Below are 19101 nucleotides of genomic sequence, written 5' to 3' on the forward strand. Positions count from 1 at the left end.
TGCACCCGGAAAAGCATGGAAAGCTACACAAATCAAACCTGATAACACTCCTAATATCCCCAAAGACATAAGTATTTCTAAGGTAATAACTGCTACCAGTTCTGAACCTGATAGAAATCCTATAGCTTCATCTTCTATAACCTTACAATCTGGTACATGGATACAACCTAATAGTAATTTTAGAGCTAAAATTCATGCTAATACTAGCAACAATAAAAATCATACTATTAAATTTGATTGGACAGCTAATGTAGACAATACAATTCCTCATTTTTATGTAACCTTTGCAGCAAATAATTCAGAACAACCAGAATTACAAAAAAGAAACTCTGGATATCTTGCCAATACGTTATATGTAACCAGTACTAAAGATGAAAATTGGAGCCCAAATCAAACTAATCTTAATGATCATACCACCAAAGAGTATAAAAATAAACAAGGACAGGTAATTCTAAAACGAACCTATGCCGATAATATCGCTCATGATACCTATTATGTGTATGATATCTATGGGAATCTATCATTCGTACTGCCACCTAAAGTCGATACTAATGATGGCGTAGATGCAACCGAATTATCAGAATTGTGCTACCAATATAAATATGATTACAGAAATCGACTGGTAGAAAAGAAAATTCCTGGTAAAGGATGGGAGTCTATTATATACAACAATCTAGATCAACCAATCCTAACCCAAGATGCGATATTAGAAGCACAAAACGCTTGGTTGTTTACTAAGTATGATGCATTAGGGAGAGTAGCCTATACCGGTAAAATTACGATTGTAGATAAAGATAGAAAGGTATTACAAACTGAAGCCACAGCGTATAATGATCCTCTTTGGGTAACACCTCAGAATGCTATTACCATCGGGGGAGTATCGATGTATTATAATGATGGTGGATATCCAAAAACAGCTACAGCAGAAGTCTTAACTATTAATTATTATGATACGTATAGCTTTTTAGGAACTACACCAGCTTCTGAATTTTCTAATCCAAATACGGTTTATGGAAATGCTGTTACTAGCAAAACCAGATCCTTAGCTACCGGTAGTACAATAAAAGTATTAGGAACTACAGATTGGATCACAACAGTAACCTATTATGATGGTAAAGCACGACCTATCTATGTAGCGAGTAAAAATGAGTACTTAAACACTACAGATGTAGTAGAAAGTAAATTAGATTTTGGAGGTAAAGTAGAAGAAACCAAAACCACCCATACTAAAGATAGCAATACAGCAATTGTAACCATTGATACCTTTACCTATGATCATATGGGAAGATTGCTTACACAAACTCAGAAGATCAATTCGCAATCCCCAGAAGTTATTGTATCCAATACCTATGATGCATTGGGGCAATTAATTTCTAAATCCGTAGGAGGAGGTTTACAAGATGTAGCATATGATTATAACGTTAGAGGTTGGCTAACAGCTATTAATAAAGGGGCTACCAATAACGGAAACCTCTTTGGCTTTAAGATCAATTACAATACTCCAGAACACGGGGCTACTGCGCTGTTTAACGGAAATATATCCGAAACCCAATGGCAAACCGCTAATGATCATACCCAGCGATACTATAAGTATAGTTATGATGCTTTAAATAGAATCAATAGCGCTATAAGTAATGATGGGAACTATGACCTAAACAATGTTACTTATGATAAAATGGGTAATATAGAAAGCTTAACTAGAAACGGTTGGCAAAACTCATCAAATTATACTAATCTTGATGTACTAGGTTATGATTACGACAGTGGTAATAAACTCTTAAAAGTAACCGATACCGGAAACAAAACCTATGGATTTAAAGAAAGTAGGAATGCCATTGATGATTTTGAGTATGATAGCAATGGTAATATGACCATTGACCGTAATAAAGGAATTACAGGGATTACCTATAATCANTGCGACAGAGGGAAGTTCATTAACAGAGACAGCGTATGCAGGTAACTACGTCTATAAAAATGGTGCACTCCAGTATTTTAGCACACCCGAAGGATATGCAACACCAAATGGTACAGGATATCGATATGTGTACAATTATAAAGACCATTTAGGGAATACGCGTTTAAGTTATACTAAAAATGATGCAGGGACTCTTGAGATTGTAGAAGAATCGAATTATTATCCCTTTGGATTAACTCATAAAGGATATAACAGTTCTGTATCTTCTTTAGGAAACTCTACAGCTCAATTATTAAAGTTTGGTGGGAAAGAACAACAAGACGAACTTGGGCTTGATTGGATAGATATTACTGCAAGAAACTATGACCCTGCATTAGGTAGGTGGATGAATCTTGATCCGTTAGCTGAAAATATGCGTAGACACTCTCCTTATAATTATGCTTTTGACAACCCTATTTATTACATAGACCCTGATGGAATGGTGTCTATGGCTTTTGATTGGATAAATAATGGAGATGGGACATATACAGCGCAAGCAGGTGATAGTGCTGCGACTTTATCAGAAGATGCTGGAATTTCTTTAGAAGAAGCCGATAAGATTGTTCAATCTCAACTTGGAGAAAATTATGAAGGTGAAGACGGTGAAATGAAATCTGATGTTGAAGTTGGTGATGTTGTAGCTGTTCCAGAGCAAGTTGAAAATATTAAAGAAGAGAAAGACAAAGAAATATTAGATAAAATATCCGAACGAAAAGTTGAAATACAAGAACAAATAAGAGTCGAAGACAGTAAAGAAAACATTGAGAAATTAGATAATTCAATTGATTCTTTATCTAAAGAAATAAAAAAGTCTAACAAGTTATTTCATTCTTTCAAAGGGATGAGAGAAATATCTAAACTAGAGAGAGGGATAGATAAAGGTTATAAAGGAGCAAAAGCTGGTTATCATGATGGAATGGCTCGCACTGAAGGGGATAGTGTAAGGAATGTTAAAAAGCGAAAAACTCTTATTAAAAAAAGAGATTCAATTAAAAAAAGCATTGCTAATTAAAGAAAGTTATAAAAATGAAAATTATTAAAAGCTTACTTCTAATTTTAATTTTATCTAGTTGTAAAAATGAAATAAAAAATTCAGATTTAATAAATGAAATAAAAAATTTAAAAAACATAGCTACGATCTATGAAATTGAAATAGATTCTGTTGGCAATTTTTTAGATACATTATCAATTAGAAAAATCAAAAAAAATAGAGAAGGAGTTGAAGTTTATAAAAAGTATAAAATTTTTGTAGATGAAGAAAGTTTTTATGAAACAACAAATTATTTTAGAGATAATTCAGAGTTATTTTATTCTGCAATGAAATCGTCTGAATATGGACTTATTTCTACTTTTGAATCATGGTATAAAGAAAATAAAATTGAAAAAGGAATTTTTATAAACTATAAAAAAGAAGAAATTAAAGATACTATTTTTTCTAATTATGAATATCATTATGCACTAAATGGAGTATTAAATAAGTTGATAATTACTTCTGAGCAAAATGATACTATTCTTTCTAAAGAACTGATTTTATATAATGAACAAGAAAAACCTATTAAAGAATTTATAATATCTGATAAAGACACTTTGTCTAAAACTATTTATGCTTATAATGGGGAGGTAATGTCAAAAAAAATTATTGAAGATTTTAATGATAAATCAGTTGATATTATTAAATATAATGATAAAAATTTTATATCATCCGAAGAAATTTATATTAGAAATCAAGATTCCTTAATACAGATTGAACAATATAATTTTGAAGTTAATAGTAATGGGGATATTACAAAAAAAACACTTACAAAATATCCTGAAAATATTAAAAAAACTATAATCTACAAAACCCCTACTGTTCCTTAGTATGGTGCTCCCATTGCATCTTCGACTAGTGGCGTTTTGAGTGAGCGGTGAGAGTAAGAAATTAATAATTAACAGGCAGTCATCTAGCAATAGGTGGCTGTTTTTTTATGCATAAGTGTTACGAGTTTTTGCATCCCGTATTAACGCATTGATAGTAGTTATAATATGTTGATGATCTTCATTTTTAAGTTTTTGTAGACTTGTAATGATATCAACGGTATTTTTATCGAGTTCTACATCAGAGAGACCAGTTAAGTAATCTAATGATACTTCTAAAGCTTCTGCAATCTTAGTTGCAATCTCAACAGAAGGCTTTACTTCATCACGTTCATAACGGCCAATTATTGGGGCATGCGCACCAATCTTCTTAGCAAGTTCATCTTGTGAAATCTTTTTCTTTTTACGGGTGCTTAATTAACGTTCTCCAAACAACATAAGTTCTAATTAGATCAATAAAATCAAGTATTGAGCAAATATATAAAACATAAGTTATCTATGTAAATGAATCCAGAAGGATATGCAGAACCAGAAAATGATGGCTCGTTTACTTTTGTATACCAATTTAAAGATTACTTAAAAAATGTACGATTAGCGTATGCAGATAGTGATAAAGATGGTAAGATTGATGTAGTACGAAATGGTACTGATATTGATGGTGATAACGACAATCACCACGAGATTAAACAGGTTAGAGATTACTATCCTTATGGGCTATCTTGGAAATATGGTGCAACACATCCTAACTCACTCATTACAGGGTCAAAACATAATTATGGATATAATGGAAAAGAGTATACAGAAGATTTAGGATTAAACCTCTATGAAATGGATGTTCGTAAGTATGATCCTGCTATTGCTAGATGGTCGAGTATTGACCCAATAATGCACGGTACGTTATCTCCTTATACTGCGTTTGATAATAACCCTGTGTTCTGGAACGATCCAAGTGGAGCTTCAGTAATTATAAAAGATGGTGGTGATAGTGTTACCTTTACAGGACAAGATGCTATAGATGCTTTTAATATGCTTACAGGCGGAAACTCTGAAGGATCAGAAGATGAAGAATCAAACGAAGGCGATGGAGAACAAGGAAAAGGCGAATGTTGTGATGGGATAAAAAAGTTTTTTAGTGATGTACTATCCAAAGCCTATGGTAAAACACTTGCTGATACAGATTTAAAAGGAGAAATCTGGTTTGGTGAAGATGGTTTTGCTTATCTGGTAAGAGGTGATAATGAGTTTTATCGTATCTATTATGATAGCTACGAGCAAGTAGATGAGTTACCTCCAATGAGCCAACATATAGATATTGCAGCTCCTGTTAAAGCCGCGAGTCAAAGTCTTGCAATGATGGGAGCAAAAGCCAGTAAAAATACTATGGTATATTGGGCTATGAGAAATGGAAAGATCATCTATGTAGGTATTACTAACAGCTTTGCCAGAAGATCAGCACAACATCTTTCTAAAAAAGGAATTAAAATAAAAGAAATTGATAAATCATTAAAAAACCTTTCAAGAGATGATGCTAGAGCAGTTGAACAAGTACTAATCGAGTTCTTTGATTTAGGTGGTAAAAAAGGACAAACAGGACAGTTACTAAATCGAATTAATAGTATAGCTGAAAAGAATAAAAAGTATACAGAGGCTTTAAAAAAAAGGGAAAGAATTGTTAGAATCAGCAGGACTTTCATTCTAAATAAATCTAATTAAATTTGTAAATAAAAAAAGATGACATTAGGAGATATAATAGAGCTTGAACAAGATGGTAAAAAAGTTTACTGTCAGTATTTAAAAGAAGTAGAAGATGATAATACCCTAGAAGGGGTTAGGATATTTTATGATGTCTATACAGATAGACCAAAGAATATAGAATCTGTAATCAAAGACGATTTTTTCTTTCTTAAACTACCTTTAAAATATGGTATCAAAGAAAAAGGTGTTACTTTAATGGATAATGTTCCATTACCTAAAGATTTAGCTTTTCCTAAATCTTTTAGAAGAGAAAATATGTTTGGATCGGGATGGAGAATTTTGTTTGCAGAAGGCGGCTCTGAAGTAGTTGAAGAACTTAGTGAAGAGCAAAAAAAGTATCCGCCGTATGGTCATTGGAATATTCCTGAAATCTTTGAGAATCTTGAAAATGGTTGGCGATTAGAAAACTGGATATAGTTATGATGAAATTAGTAAACATTACCATCCCTTTAAGTGAGTCAGAAATAGACGAGCTGGGTATGACCGTAAACAAACGCTATCTATTAAGCGATGTTATAGAAGCACATGAACTATGCGAGTTAATAAATGAAGGTACAGGAGAAAATTATATGGATGTATCTTTTATTACTAAAGATGTAACCAAGATAGAACCTGATCTAAAAAAAGCTATCGCAGGTGCAGACTTTGATCTAGAAGCTAAAATAGAAATAGAAGATTATCAAGAATGATAAAATGAGAAACCACTCCGAAGAGTGGTTTTTTTATGCTTTAAAGCGAAGCCATATTTTTATCAAAGAAACCCTTACTCATTAGCTAATAACAATCCTGTACAATACGTAGATGACTACGGTTTTGGAATATGGAATTGGTTAAAAGCTGTAGGTAGTAAAGTTGGTAACGGTGTTAAGAAATTGTTTAGTGGGAATAAATGTGCTTGTAGTAGTAGTGGAGATTCATTAGCTCAAGCATGGAGAAAACCAGATAATATTTTTCCTACTATGACAAACTAGGGCAATTAATTTCTAAATCCGTAGGAGGAGGTTTACAAGATATAGCATATGATTATAACGTTAGAGGTTGGCTAACCGCTATTAATAAAGGGGCTACCAATAACGGAAATCTCTTTGGTTTTAAGATCAATTATAATAACCCACAACATGGAGCTACACCGCTATTTAATGGAAATATATCCGAAACCCAATGGCAAACCGCTAATGATCATACCCAGCGATACTATAAGTATAGTTATGATGCTTTAAATAGAATCAATAGCGCTATAAGTAATGATGGGAACTATGACCTAAACAATGTTACTTATGATAAAATGGGTAATATAGAAAGCTTAACTAGAAACGGTTGGCAAAACTCATCAAATTATACTAATCTTGATGTACTAGGTTATGATTACGACAGTGGTAATAAACTCTTAAAAGTAACCGATACCGGAAACAAAACCTATGGATTTAAAGAAAGTAGGAATGCCATTGATGATTTTGAGTATGATAGCAATGGTAATATGACCATTGACCGTAATAAAGGAATTACAGGGATTACCTATAATCACTTAAACCTACCCGAAACTGTTACCATAAATAATAGCAAACATACCGGAACTATTTCTTATATTTACGATGCTACTGGCGCAAAACTAAAAAAGATTGCGACAGAGGGAAGTTCATTAACAGAGACAGCGTATGCAGGGAATTATGTTTATAAAAATGGTGTTTTAGAGTTCTTTAACCACCCAGAGGGTTATGTAGAGAAGGAAGCAGATGGGTATAAGTATGTATACCAGTTTAAAGATCATTTAGGGAATATAAGACTCTTATATTCAGATACCGATAATAACGGTAGCATATCAACTTCTGAAATTAAGGAAGAGAAAAATTATTATCCTTTTGGATCTATTCAAAAAGGATATAATAATATCGTTCGTGGTAGAAAACATAACTATGGATATAATGGAAAAGAAGAGCAGAATGATTTAGACTTTAATACTCTTGACTTCGGAGCTAGATTTTATGATCCTGCTTTAGGTCGATGGTTTACTCCTGATGCTCTCGCAGAAAAGTATTATTCTACTTCACCTTTTACTTATGCGTTAAATAACCCAATACTTTATATTGACCCTGATGGAAATCAAGTAGCAATGTGTTGTGAAGAGTTGCAAGGGTTTGTGGCAGGAATGGTTGATAATACTATTGGAACTAATTTTAGGAGCAGAGGAAATACCCAAGCATTTAGAAATGGAGTCAGTATAGCAAATGGTACATCCGCCGCAATTTCTACTATCTTACTTGTGGATGGAGCTACGAATGCTGCAGCAGGAACAGCAGGTTTAGTAGCTTCTGGAGCTGCTACATTAGCTACTGCAGGAGGTGGTTCAATTGCAACAGGACCAACAGCAGCGGCTAGTGGTGCGTTATTAGCAAAAGGAGCTGCAGAAATAGGTGTTAGTGCTATTATAACGAATAATGTTAAGAATAACATGAAGGCGGATGCACAAAATGGAAATAATAATTCTTCTTCGAAATCAAAAACTTCGGAATCAGGTCAATATACAGAACCGACTCTTCCTGAAAAAACTATAGTTGATGAAAAAGGTGTAAAAGTAGAACATTACTATAAATCAGGAGATCATGCACCTGCACACATGCATGTAAAAGGTAAGGGGGCAAATACTAAAATAGGAGCAAATGGAAAGCCGATAAAGGGTAGCGCAGAATTAACTTCTTCTCAAAGTAAAGTAATAGAAGCAAATAAATCAAAAATAAGAAGTGCAGGACAGAAAATAAATAAGTACCAGAAATATCAAAACTATAGAAAGAATCAATAATTTATGGAAAAATATGTATACGCCTTTATAGGAGAAGAATCCAATATTCCATCAGGTATTTTCTCAACATATGAGAAAGGTGAGAAATGGATAAAAGAGAATCTTTTAAATGGAAGTTTGAACAAACTGCCTTTAGATATGAGTATATATGATTGGGCTATTCAGAAAGAATATTTTGAACCAAAAAAGGAATATCAAAAAGAACCAAGGTTTATTCAAAGATTTACTAGTGCATCGATAGATCATTGGCATTTTGAGGATGGAAAACCCAGTTGATATTTCTTACTTTAACGTAGTAGACTTACGGATTTAAGGTTGTAATCTGTGAAACATACGAGTAAGTAATAAATATAAGAAGCAGTTACAGGCTTTAAGTTTGTAGCTGTTTTTATCCCTACTCTGCGAAGAGTAGTGCTCGCAAATGATCATGCCCAGCGATATTATAAGTATAGTTATGATGCATTAAACCGAATCACAGCGGGGATGAGTAATGATGGGAACTATGATGGAGCTAGGAATTATGATGAAGCATTGGGTAGATGGATGAATATAGACCCAATGACAGATAAAAGGGAATGGCTTTCTCCATATCAATATGTTCAAAATAGTCCTATGCTCAGAATAGATCCAGATGGAGCTTTTGATATATACAGCTTAGATAAAGAGTCTGGAGACATTAATTTAGTTGAAACAAACCAGGACGAAACAGATACTTTGATAGACTCCGAGTCTAATGAAACGGTTTCAGAAAATATAGATAAAGGTTTATTGTCAGATGGGCAGAATATTATGCAAGATGGATTAGAAACTAGTAATGTTAAAGGAGGAATCAAACTAGCGGTTGATATTTCTATGCACACAAAGGATGAAATTGGAGGAGTTGTTTACACAGACAAGGTTGGAAACAAAATGCTAAATGTTTTGCCTTACGAACATTCCACTTTTGATTTAGATAGTAATGGAAAAGTAACAGCTGTAAATGGTGGTATTAATTTTAGAATATCACCCGAATTCACATCCTCTGATGGTATTTTTACAGGAAAAGCTACTAGTGCATTTCATACTCATCCAGGACATCCAAATGCAGGAAAAGATATAATAGGAAGTCCTCAACCTTCAGGTAGGGACCTTGAATTGGCGGATAGAAATGCGAGTGTCTTACGAGGAGGGCATAGTTCTTTGAGTAATTTAAAATACTATGTTTTTGGAGCAAAAACGATTACTAAGGGAGGCAACACCTCAAACGCTACCCATTACAGAACTTTTGGAAGATGGGGAGTAATGAAAAAAAGCTATAATGAATTTCTAAAAAAATAAAATCAATTATGAAATACCCAAATATAGTATTAATCATATTTCTTGCTTTTAATTTAAGTTCTTGTTATTCTCAAAAAAAACCTTTTGAAGAAGGAATAACACAATTATTGGAATCAATTTATGAAAACGATAGTATTTCTGAAATTAGTTTAAGAACGACGAATTTGAGCAATGATATTATAAAATCAGAACAGAAAAAATATTTTCATTGTATAGTAAGAGAAGAAGGTAAGTTAATTAATGTTGACATAGTTTTGATTAATAAACCTGCTAAATCATTTTGTTATTCTCTAGATATTAAAGGCTTAAAAGCATTTGTTTATTCGAAAGGGTGCAACTTCAATAAAAGTCAACTTGATGCATTTTTTCGGATAGATTCTGATTATTGGGAATTTATTATTGAAAATTCAGAAACAGAAAGATTTATTTTTTACCAGTTAAAAAAATATCCTAATCTATCTGACAAAACTAAAAGTGATGAAAATACTTTCAAGCTATAAAAACCGTTAATGTCCTATAGCGTGTCACTGATCGCCCCCGCTATGCCTCTGGCTAGTGGCGTCCCCCTGCTGCCACTAGAGTGATCGCTACCGCTAGTTTTCAAAACTAGTGGCGTTCTGAGTGAGGAGATACAAATTAACAGACAGTCATCTAGAAATAGATGGCTGTTTTTTATTGTGCTAGTTTTTGGACTTTAAGATCAATTACAATACTCCAGAACACGGGGCTACTGCGCTGTTTAACGGGAATATCTCTGAGACAAAATGGAAAACTGCTAATGATCATACCCAGCGATACTATAAGTACAGTTATGATGCATTAAATCGTATTACTAGTGCTATAAGTAATGATGGGAACTATGACCTAAGCAATGTTACTTATGATAAAATGGGTAATATAGAAAGCCTAACTAGAAAAGGATGGCAAAACTCATCGGATTATACTAATCTTGATATATTGGGTTATGATTATGACCAAGGTAATAAACTCCTAAAAGTAACCGATACCGGAAATAAAACCTATGGATTTAAAGACGGGGCTAATACCAATGAAGATTTTGAGTATGATAGCAATGGTAATATGACCATTGACCGTAATAAAGGAATTACAGGGATTACCTATAATCATTTAAACCTACCCGAAACTGTTACTGTAACTAATACAGAACATACCGGAACTATTTCTTATATTTACGACGCCACTGGCGCAAAACTAAAAAAGATTGCAACAGAGGGAGGTTCTTTAACAGAGACTGAATATTCAGGTAACTTCGTCTATAAAAATGACCAACTCCAGTATATGAGTACTCCCGAAGGATATGCAACTCCTAATGGTAGTTCATATCGTTATGTGTATCAATTTAAAGATCACTTAGACAATGTTCGTTTAAGTTATACTAAAAATGACACAGGTAATCTTGAGATAATAGAAGAGAGTAATTACTATCCATTTGGAATGAAACACAAAGGATACAATACTATCGTATCATCCCTTGGAAACTCTACTGCGCAAAAAACTGGATTTCAAGGAGTAGAATTAGAAGAATCTCTTGGACTGAATCTTCATGAAATGGAATTTAGAAACTATGATCCTTCACTGGGAAGGTTTACAAGTATAGATCCTGTTACACATCATTCTATGTCACCTTATGTAGCATTTGATAACAATCCGATATTTTGGGTTGACCCTTCGGGAGCTGATGCAACAGACCCTATTAAGGAAACAAATACAGTTGTAAGTTCTAGAGTTGATGAACATAATGTGACACATATTACTCAAACAACAACAACAGCAACAACCACTACAAATGATGATGGTAGCGTATCCGTTGCTTACTCATCAGGCTCAATTACTAATACTGTAGATGCCAATGGAAATGTTACAAATGGAGAAACTGTAACAACCAGTACGGGGGAAATCACAAAGGATGCAGAAGGCAATGTATCTAGAAGTGATCCTAATTCAACTACTAGAGATATTAATAAAAGTGATGATACCTCAGGTTTAAACAAATGGACTGGAGCTATTTCTAACTATAATGCTAATAACGATGGTGTGTATAATAAAAACTTGATAGATACTGGTGGCACATTGACTACTGCTGCATTTGCGGTAGGTGCGTTACCTCTAACTTTAAAAGCGGGAGCTTCTTTTGGTTTATCTGCTGCAATTTCAGAATCATTGAGTGCTATTGGTTTGCCATCTGCTGTATCTTTATCAGGCGCCCTTGCTGTGGGTGGAGCTTTTTCAGGAAAAAAAGCAGGTAAGTGGAGTAATTACGCTATAATATATGATGTAAAGCAGATAAGTAATGGAACACTTACTAAAGACTTTAAAAATGGTAAAAGTACAAGGAAAAATGTTGGACCACAATCTTTTCAAGATTTGTTTAAGGCATCTAAATGGAAAGAAATGTTTGGAGGTTCTAAATAAATAATGTGTATGGCTTCGAAGAATAAATATTCTGTAATTAAGGGTTTTGTAATCCCTGCTTTAATACTTGTAATTTTTATATTTATATTGTTTAAATTATTTGTATACGAGTAAAACCAGATAGTTCGATTGATTAACAAATAGATTAAAGCCACTTCATATATTGAGGTGGTTTTTTTATGAGTACGCTTTTTTACCCATCCAGATCCTTATTTAGCACCATCTTCGGGAGATACTACTTCAGCAGGTGTTATTAAAAGAAGAGCAGGAATTAATACTAGATTTGAGATCTATTCAGCTTTCCTTAAACAATATAAAGATTATAATGAAAACTCGGCAAGTTTTGAATTAGAAGAAATTATTATAACAAATTAATTATGAAATATTTAAAGTAATAGAATTTGGAACACCTAAATCTGGTTTGTCAACACCTATAAATAGAACAAACCCAGGTTTTATAGGTGGAGGAAAAACAGCCGGAGGAGCTAGGGAATTTGCAATCCCTAATCAAAAAATACCTGCTGGGGCAAAAGTTAAAACAGTGAACTAATGGATTTAAAAAAAGAAGAAACTAAATTGATAGGTAAATGGATTTTCCAAGATGGAGAAGTCACAGCAGATAGTACTTCCAAAAGAATAAACTTTTTAAAGGATAACTCTTTGGTTAAGGTTGCTACATCTGAATCAGGATGGGATGTACTTTATCAAGATCCTAAAGATAAAAGGTACTGGGAATTAGTATATCAAGAAAGTGAATTACAAGGAGGAGGAGCTCCTTCACTTATAAACCTAGATAAAGACAGCGTTATTGCTAAATATAGTATCAATGACAGTAAATGAGAGGCTTTATGCAAGTGGATTGATGGATGAATTTGATAAAGCTGTAGAAAACAAGAATATTGACAAAGTTAAGTCTATACTTAAAAAAGTTGAATTAAATGAGACTTCAATAAAACCAATTTTAGAAAGTCTAGATTTAAAAGAAGAATAAATCAATAATCAAATGAAGAACCATCCTTCGGGATGGTTTTTTTATGAATAAGCCTGACGTGCTTTAGCATCCCTTATCATCGCATCAAGAGCAAATAGTATATGTTCGCGGTCTTTTTCTGGTAATTTTTGAAGGATAAGGACTTTATTGGTAATCCCCCAGCTCCGCAAAGAGTGATTACATAAAAACAGATGCTCTACGAATGTCTCCCGACTTCGTAGCGGTACGAGTAAGAAAATAAAGATTAAGAACCAGTTACAGCGATGTAACTGGTTCTTTTATTATAAGAAGATTTATTCTTTGTATAGTTTAGCTACTTTTTTATCAATAAGATAACCCGGAACTATTTCTTATATTTACGACGCCACTGGCGCAAAACTAAAAAAGATTGCGACAGAGGGAGGTTCATTAACAGAGACAGCGTATGCAGGTAACTTCGTCTATAAGAATAATAAACTTGAGTATTTTTCTACACCTGAAGGATATGCAACACCAAATGGCAGCTCATACCGATATGTATATAATTATAAAGACCATCTTGGTAATACACGTTTAAGTTATACCAAAAATGATACAGATAATCTAGAAATTATAGAAGAATCGAATTATTATCCATTTGGATTACAGCACAAGGGTTATAATAATGTGATTGTTGGTACTGAAAACAACTATCAGACATATCAAGGAAAAGAAGACGAAAAAGAGCTTGGGAAAAACACCTATGCTTTTGGATGGCGAGACTATGACCCTGCAATCGGACGCTTCAACAAAGTCGACAGATTTGCTGAGAAGTATCAGTCTATGACACCTTATCATTTTTCAGGAAACAATCCAATATTTTTTAGAGAGATAAAAGGAGACAGTATACATCCAGCAAGTCAAGCTCAAGTAGATGCTTTAAAAACGAATATTAATACTAAGGTTACTGATTTGACTTCTGAAAGAGATGCAATTACAACAGCTGCTACGAATAGACGAGGAAAAGTAAGATATACGGCAGACCAACAAGCACAGGTAGATGAGCTTAATTATAGAATTGGGAACTTGAATAACTCCCTTACAAATATTGCAACTTTAGAAAGTTCTACAGATTTTACTTTTAAATTAAATGCAACAAATGGTAACATAGCAGAAATAACGCCAAGTGTAGCAGATGTTAATAGTAATACCATTACGCTGAATTATATAAGTGGTGATGTCGGTAATCAGGTACACGAAGTCGCCACACACGGTGCACAAATAGCTAATGGAGATATTGTGTTTTCTGTAAATGCAGCTGGAACAGGCGTAAACACAACTATTGGTAATGGACAGACCTCTTTATGGATTAGAAGTTGCTGGTTATCAATCACAATATTCTTATGTAGGAACTTTATCAGGTTTTCAAACACCATCAGCTGGTTCAACACAAGCTACAATGAATACTTTAGGTGGTTTTACAGGTACAGCCAATCAAATCAATAGTCCTTTCACTATAACTAATCATTCCCAAATCAATGTACCATTGATAAGGTCAATGACAGAAGGTAGTATCGGACATACAACAATATATTAGTTATGAGGATAATTATAATTCTATTAGTTCTTTTATTAACCTCTTGTTCTTCCACTTTTGTAAGTAAAAGATTTACAATGGTTAGTACAGATAAAGAATGGGAGTTGGAACTTATTTTGAATCAAGATTCAACATTTACACTTAAGGATGAGTATGGTTGTAATAAGATGTCCCAAAAAGGTAAATGGAAAGTAATAGAAAATACAGATGATGCTTCTGTCAAAACACTCTTACTTATGGATGATATTGAAGTTCAGAATAATACAAATCAATTTGGACATAAGATCATATCTTATGAAAGTGACTTAGATGGGTTGCGTTATAAAAACAAAAAAGAGAATCAGTTCCCTTTGATTCTTAGCGATACCCTGCGTTTAGTGTCTAAAGATAAAGCCCTTTATAAGGCATATACTTTTGATGTTTACAATGGCAATTTACAAGATAAACGTCTAATGCAATTAGAGAAGATTTATATTGATAAAATAGGAAAAGAAAACTACATTAAAAGTTTAGGAGAAGGTAAAGACATCAAAAAAGCGAGAGAAAATTTATTAAAATGTCAGAACGCTTTTTAACACAATAAGCCCCTCGCTGCTCACTAGTATAGAGCTCCCGTTACGTCTTCGACTAGTGGCGTTCTGAGTGAGCGGTATGGGTAATAAATAAATGATAAAAACCAGTTGCATTGTATAGTGTAACTGGTTTTTTATATGATATTAAAAGTAAGAAATAGAAAAGTGACAATTGATAAAAAAAATATTGACTTTTTTCATCTAATAATATGCTATATTTATCATGCCACTGGCGCAAAACTAAAAAAGATTGCAACAGAGGGAGGTTCATTAACAGAGACAGTGTATGCAGGTAATTACGTCTATAAAAATGGTAATCTGGAGTTCTTCAATCATCCAGAAGGTATTGTAGAAAAAGAAGCTGACGGGTATAAGTATGTGTATCAGTATAAGGATCATTTAGGAAATATTAGACTCTCATACAAAGATGCTAACAAAGATGGTTCTATTACTCAAAGTGAAATTGTTGAAGAGAAAAACTATTACCCTTATGGGCTTGAACATAAAGGATACAATAATACCGTATCAGCCCACGGAAACAGTACTGCGCAGAAGAAAGGTTTTGCTAATGAGGAATTAGAAGAAGAGTTGGATAAAAATACTATTGCTTATCAATGGAGGGATTACGATCCTGCAATTGCAAGGTTTAATAAGATAGATAGATTTTCTGAAAAATACGAAAACTTAACCCCTTATCATTATGGCGCTAACAATCCTATGTATTATGTAGATATTCAAGGGGATAGTTTATGGATACGACATAAAGGAAATGATATTTTATATCAAAATGGAGGTGTTTATAATAAAGATGGAACAGAATATACAGGAAAAGGAGTTAAAACAAATAAAGATGGAACTACTGAACTAAAAGGTTTCCTTAAAAAAACGGTTAATGCCCTTACAGCAATAGCCAATAGCGCTGAAGGAGCAAGTATGATTTCTGAATTAGAATCATCAGATAATAACTTTACAATTGTAAACGCAAAAACTAGTCAATTTAATAACTCTGATAGTTATAAAGCTTTTGCTAACCAATGGAGAACAGATCCTGCACAAGCCGCGTCTTATGCCGCAATTCAGAATGGAGGAAGGGACTTTTCAGGAGGTGCAGGAGGTACTATACATTGGAATCCTTCAGGAGCTCCATTAGTTACTCTTTCAGGGACAAGAACTAATGGGACAACAGATCTAGCTCACGAAATGTTCCACGCATTAGACTCAAATAGAGGCTTACTTGATAGCAGAGTTCATAATGGTTTAAAGAGAAGTGAATGGCAGGCTACCTATAGAGAGAATGTTTTAAGAACACAATTAGGACTTCCTATACGATCTCATTATAAAACAAGTTTAAATGCTGCAACAGGAGCAAGATCAGGCTTGCCTCCAAGAATGTTAAGTCCTGCTCCAACAAATTCACCAATTTTACCTTCTTGGTATACAAATTAAAATGATATGAAATTTTATATAATAATAGGTCTATTATTCATTATTTCTTGTAAAACAACGCAGAAAAGTAATGTTACTTATTTTACTAATACAATTAAAGTAAATGCAGTAATACCAAAAGGATTTAAAAAAGAAATAATTGAAGTTGGACATAATATTGAATACCACTTTTTGTACCCCGACTCTTCTTTAATCTATATAACAGATGAAAAAGGAACACCTACAGTGAATTATAAAAACATAGATAGTGATTCAATAGCTATACAAAAGAGTTTTTTAGCTTCAATGGAAAATGACACGCTAACCCTACAAGGCAAGGACAAACATGGAAGATATTGGAAAAATAAAAAACTAAAGGAAGTTAGTGTTGGTTATTTTAATGTCCCAGAAAATAAAAAAACAGATTTTGAACAGGCAATATCTTCAATAAAAATAAAATAGCACCCAATAGCTCGGATATGATAGCGCAGAAATGTTTTCTGTGCTGAGTATGAGTAAGCGATACGAGTAAATAAATACAAAAGATAAATCCACAGCAGCAATGTTGTGGGTTTGTTGTTTTATAATGACTACATTTTTGTGTATAAAAATGTAATTTGGTCAAAAACAAGGTTTAGGTTTAGAAAAAGGTATTAAAACTGTTTCATCCTAAAAAGAAACCATCACCTAAAAAAGGTGATGGTTCTATGTATATGCGTTCTATAAGAATTCTAGACTGAAAAATCTATTCACAATTTTTAATCTTTATATAATTACAAAATATAAACATATACCCGACATATACTAGTAAGTAATAAAAGAATACGTATCATCTATACCCTTTTATACTTTTCTCTATGTTACCAATGAGCAATTCCTGCCCAACGCCCGTTTTTATTAATCTGTCCTGCTGTTGGAGCATCTCCCCCTAATATTAACATCATTCCTGCTACATAAGGAGCTGCAAAAGAAGTTCCACTAGCTACAAGATATCCTCGATCTGCTATATAAATACAAGATACATTGTATCCTGGAGCCCATAAAGATACTTTTACTCCAAAGTTTGAATCTGAATTAGGTACTAATGCACCATCATGACTTCCAACTACTTTAATCCCATCAATGTACTCATTAGTAGGGCTTCTAAGCAATACATCTTCATTAAAATTACCTGCTGATACGGTTCCATACGTTACGGCTGCAAGTTTTTTGAACGCATCATTAAATATTTTTGAACGAAAATGTTCATTAAAATTATTGCTAAAGTTCCATACATCTCCTCTTTTAGCATGTTTAGTTACATATTCTATCCCAGCTAATTGTGATATGTCACTACTACCCGTTTGATTATCAGATATTCTTACAGACACTACAGTTGCTCCTGCAGCTATACCTGTTGTTCCGATTCCATTATCTTTTGCTGCTAAAATTCCTGCTATTTTTGTACCATGTAGACTTACTGATCCATCTTGCCAATTTTCTGGTCCTCCATTTGCTGGATTAAAATTTCTGCTTCGTTGTTTGTCAATATTTAACTCTGGAATATCCAGAATCCCAGAATCTATAATCCAAGCAACTTTGCCTCTACCATCTCGAGATCCCCCAATACTAAGAACCCCCCATGAAGCCCGACTAGTCGGGCTATGATCGATATTTTGTAATGGAAGTTGTCCACGATGTGGGTCAATTCCGGTTTTTTTGGCACTAGGCAAATTAGGGTTAGTCATAACAGAAGTGCTTTCTTCAGAATTTCCCTGATATGTTTTATTAGATTCAATATAATCGATATTATGATCTTCTCTAAGAGTAGCTATTTCTGCTTCCGTAATATTTTTGGTAGCAAAACCTTGAAAAATGTTTTCAAATTTAGTGGTTACTTTGCCTGTGTCAATATCATTGGCACTTAAAATTTCGTTTATTCTAGTATCCAGATTGTTTGCTGAGTTTTTTAATACAACGATGTATTCTCCCTTATCATTATTCATGTTAAGAGAATTTGTTGTGTTTTCTTGTCCAGTTGATAAAGATGTTTCTTTTAGATCTTCTTTTTGGCAACTTATAATCATAAAAGTTCCAATAGCTACTAGAGAAATGTTTCTGATGGTTAAAAATTTGTTATTCATTTTTTTTAGGTTTTAAAAGTCTGAAAATCAAATGTAATGAATTGAAGAACCTAAAAGCTGATATATTGTATAACCTCTTTATACGAATACACGAAGTAAGCAAAATTTTGTATAAACAGTCTCGTAATCTATTTTCTATAATAACTCCCTAACGACTAATATATAGTTCGTATACACCTTATAAATCGTTACAAACGATCAAAAAGGCGTTATCCTAGTGTTTATGAGGTGTTCGGAACGGTCAAGGGGGTGTCGAGACACCCCCTATAGCGGGGTTTAAACGACCAATAGGTCGTTCACAACAGCCTAAAGACCGTTCCGA

At 33.4% G+C, this 19101-nt stretch carries 19 protein-coding genes and 1 pseudogene; 18 read left to right on the top strand and 2 right to left on the bottom strand.

All coding sequences use genetic code 11. From position 1 onward, the window contains the following. The first annotated feature begins 2042 nt into the window (after positions 1-2042). Together N456_RS25480 and N456_RS21150 are read left to right on the top strand one after the other, a co-directional pair. Positions 2043-2966, top strand: a complete 924-nt coding sequence (locus N456_RS25480) for an RHS repeat-associated core domain-containing protein (RefSeq protein WP_420834735.1) — start codon at positions 2043-2045, stop codon at positions 2964-2966. A 14-nt stretch (positions 2967-2980) separates the two neighbouring features. Next, complete coding sequence (locus N456_RS21150) at positions 2981-3814, top strand: hypothetical protein (protein WP_062061772.1); 834 nt, start codon at positions 2981-2983, stop codon at positions 3812-3814. Positions 3815-3919: 105 nt separating this feature from the next. On the opposite strand, the pseudogene N456_RS23855 reads toward N456_RS21150, so the two are convergent. Then, a pseudogene (locus N456_RS23855) lies at positions 3920-4210 on the bottom strand (helix-turn-helix domain-containing protein); the annotation flags it as partial. 105 nt (positions 4211-4315) lie between these two features. Between N456_RS23855 and N456_RS21155 the strand changes: the two are divergent. From N456_RS21155 to N456_RS21220, 16 genes are all read left to right on the top strand, one after another. Further along, positions 4316-5524, top strand: a complete 1209-nt coding sequence (locus N456_RS21155) for an RHS repeat-associated core domain-containing protein (RefSeq protein ID WP_062061775.1) — start codon at positions 4316-4318, stop codon at positions 5522-5524. Positions 5525-5542: 18 nt separating this feature from the next. Next, positions 5543-5983, top strand: coding sequence for a hypothetical protein (locus tag N456_RS21160; protein ID WP_062061778.1), 441 nt, complete (start codon positions 5543-5545; stop codon positions 5981-5983). 2 nt (positions 5984-5985) lie between these two features. Next, a complete protein-coding gene (locus N456_RS21165) occupies positions 5986-6255 on the top strand; it encodes a hypothetical protein (protein WP_062061781.1) in 270 nt (89 codons plus the stop codon). A gap of 24 nt (positions 6256-6279) precedes the next feature. Then, positions 6280-6537 carry a hypothetical protein gene (locus N456_RS21170; protein ID WP_062061784.1) on the top strand — a complete coding sequence of 86 codons (258 nt, stop codon included), beginning with the start codon at positions 6280-6282 and terminating at the stop codon, positions 6535-6537. A 314-nt stretch (positions 6538-6851) separates the two neighbouring features. Further along, positions 6852-8363, top strand: a complete 1512-nt coding sequence (locus N456_RS21175; protein ID WP_062061786.1) for an RHS repeat domain-containing protein — start codon at positions 6852-6854, stop codon at positions 8361-8363. A gap of 3 nt (positions 8364-8366) precedes the next feature. After that, positions 8367-8639 carry a DUF7710 domain-containing protein gene (locus N456_RS21180; RefSeq protein ID WP_062061788.1) on the top strand — a complete coding sequence of 91 codons (273 nt, stop codon included), beginning with the start codon at positions 8367-8369 and terminating at the stop codon, positions 8637-8639. Between the two features lie 135 nt (positions 8640-8774). Beyond that, positions 8775-9680, top strand: coding sequence for an RHS repeat-associated core domain-containing protein (locus tag N456_RS21185; protein ID WP_062061790.1), 906 nt, complete (start codon positions 8775-8777; stop codon positions 9678-9680). A gap of 8 nt (positions 9681-9688) precedes the next feature. Then, positions 9689-10180 carry a hypothetical protein gene (locus tag N456_RS21190; RefSeq protein WP_062061792.1) on the top strand — a complete coding sequence of 164 codons (492 nt, stop codon included), beginning with the start codon at positions 9689-9691 and terminating at the stop codon, positions 10178-10180. A 187-nt stretch (positions 10181-10367) separates the two neighbouring features. After that, positions 10368-12113, top strand: a complete 1746-nt coding sequence (locus N456_RS21195; protein ID WP_062061794.1) for an RHS repeat domain-containing protein — start codon at positions 10368-10370, stop codon at positions 12111-12113. A 394-nt stretch (positions 12114-12507) separates the two neighbouring features. Then, on the top strand, positions 12508-12663 hold the full coding sequence (locus N456_RS23860) for a polymorphic toxin type 10 domain-containing protein (protein ID WP_262482861.1): 156 nt from the start codon (positions 12508-12510) through the stop codon (positions 12661-12663). Then, the gene (locus tag N456_RS21200; RefSeq protein ID WP_062061796.1) at positions 12663-12953 is read left to right on the top strand and encodes an Imm27 family immunity protein; all 291 of its coding nucleotides are present in this window, start codon (positions 12663-12665) and stop codon (positions 12951-12953) included. The genes N456_RS23860 and N456_RS21200 overlap by 1 nt, the downstream gene beginning before the upstream one ends. Beyond that, entirely contained in the window at positions 12940-13104 is a 165-nt protein-coding gene (locus N456_RS24780; RefSeq protein WP_162838820.1) for a hypothetical protein, read from the top strand. Before N456_RS21200 ends, N456_RS24780 begins: the two co-directional genes overlap by 14 nt. Positions 13105-13695: 591 nt before the next feature. Further along, entirely contained in the window at positions 13696-14568 is an 873-nt protein-coding gene (locus N456_RS21205; protein WP_262482862.1) for an RHS repeat-associated core domain-containing protein, read from the top strand. 93 nt (positions 14569-14661) lie between these two features. Further along, the gene (locus N456_RS21210; protein WP_148639403.1) at positions 14662-15234 is read left to right on the top strand and encodes a hypothetical protein; all 573 of its coding nucleotides are present in this window, start codon (positions 14662-14664) and stop codon (positions 15232-15234) included. Between the two features lie 135 nt (positions 15235-15369). After that, positions 15370-16677, top strand: coding sequence for a M91 family zinc metallopeptidase (locus N456_RS21215; RefSeq protein ID WP_062061805.1), 1308 nt, complete (start codon positions 15370-15372; stop codon positions 16675-16677). 6 nt (positions 16678-16683) lie between these two features. Continuing rightward, positions 16684-17118 (top strand): hypothetical protein, encoded by a 435-nt coding sequence (locus N456_RS21220; RefSeq protein ID WP_062061809.1) that lies wholly within the window; start codon positions 16684-16686, stop codon positions 17116-17118. A gap of 398 nt (positions 17119-17516) precedes the next feature. Here the strand turns inward: N456_RS21220 and N456_RS21225 are convergent, their stop codons facing one another. Beyond that, positions 17517-18779, bottom strand: a complete 1263-nt coding sequence (locus N456_RS21225) for a S8 family peptidase (RefSeq protein ID WP_062061812.1) — start codon at positions 18777-18779, stop codon at positions 17517-17519. Positions 18780-19101 lie beyond the last annotated feature (322 nt).

The organism is Aquimarina longa SW024, assembly GCF_001401755.1.
Taxonomy (GTDB): domain Bacteria; phylum Bacteroidota; class Bacteroidia; order Flavobacteriales; family Flavobacteriaceae; genus Aquimarina; species Aquimarina longa.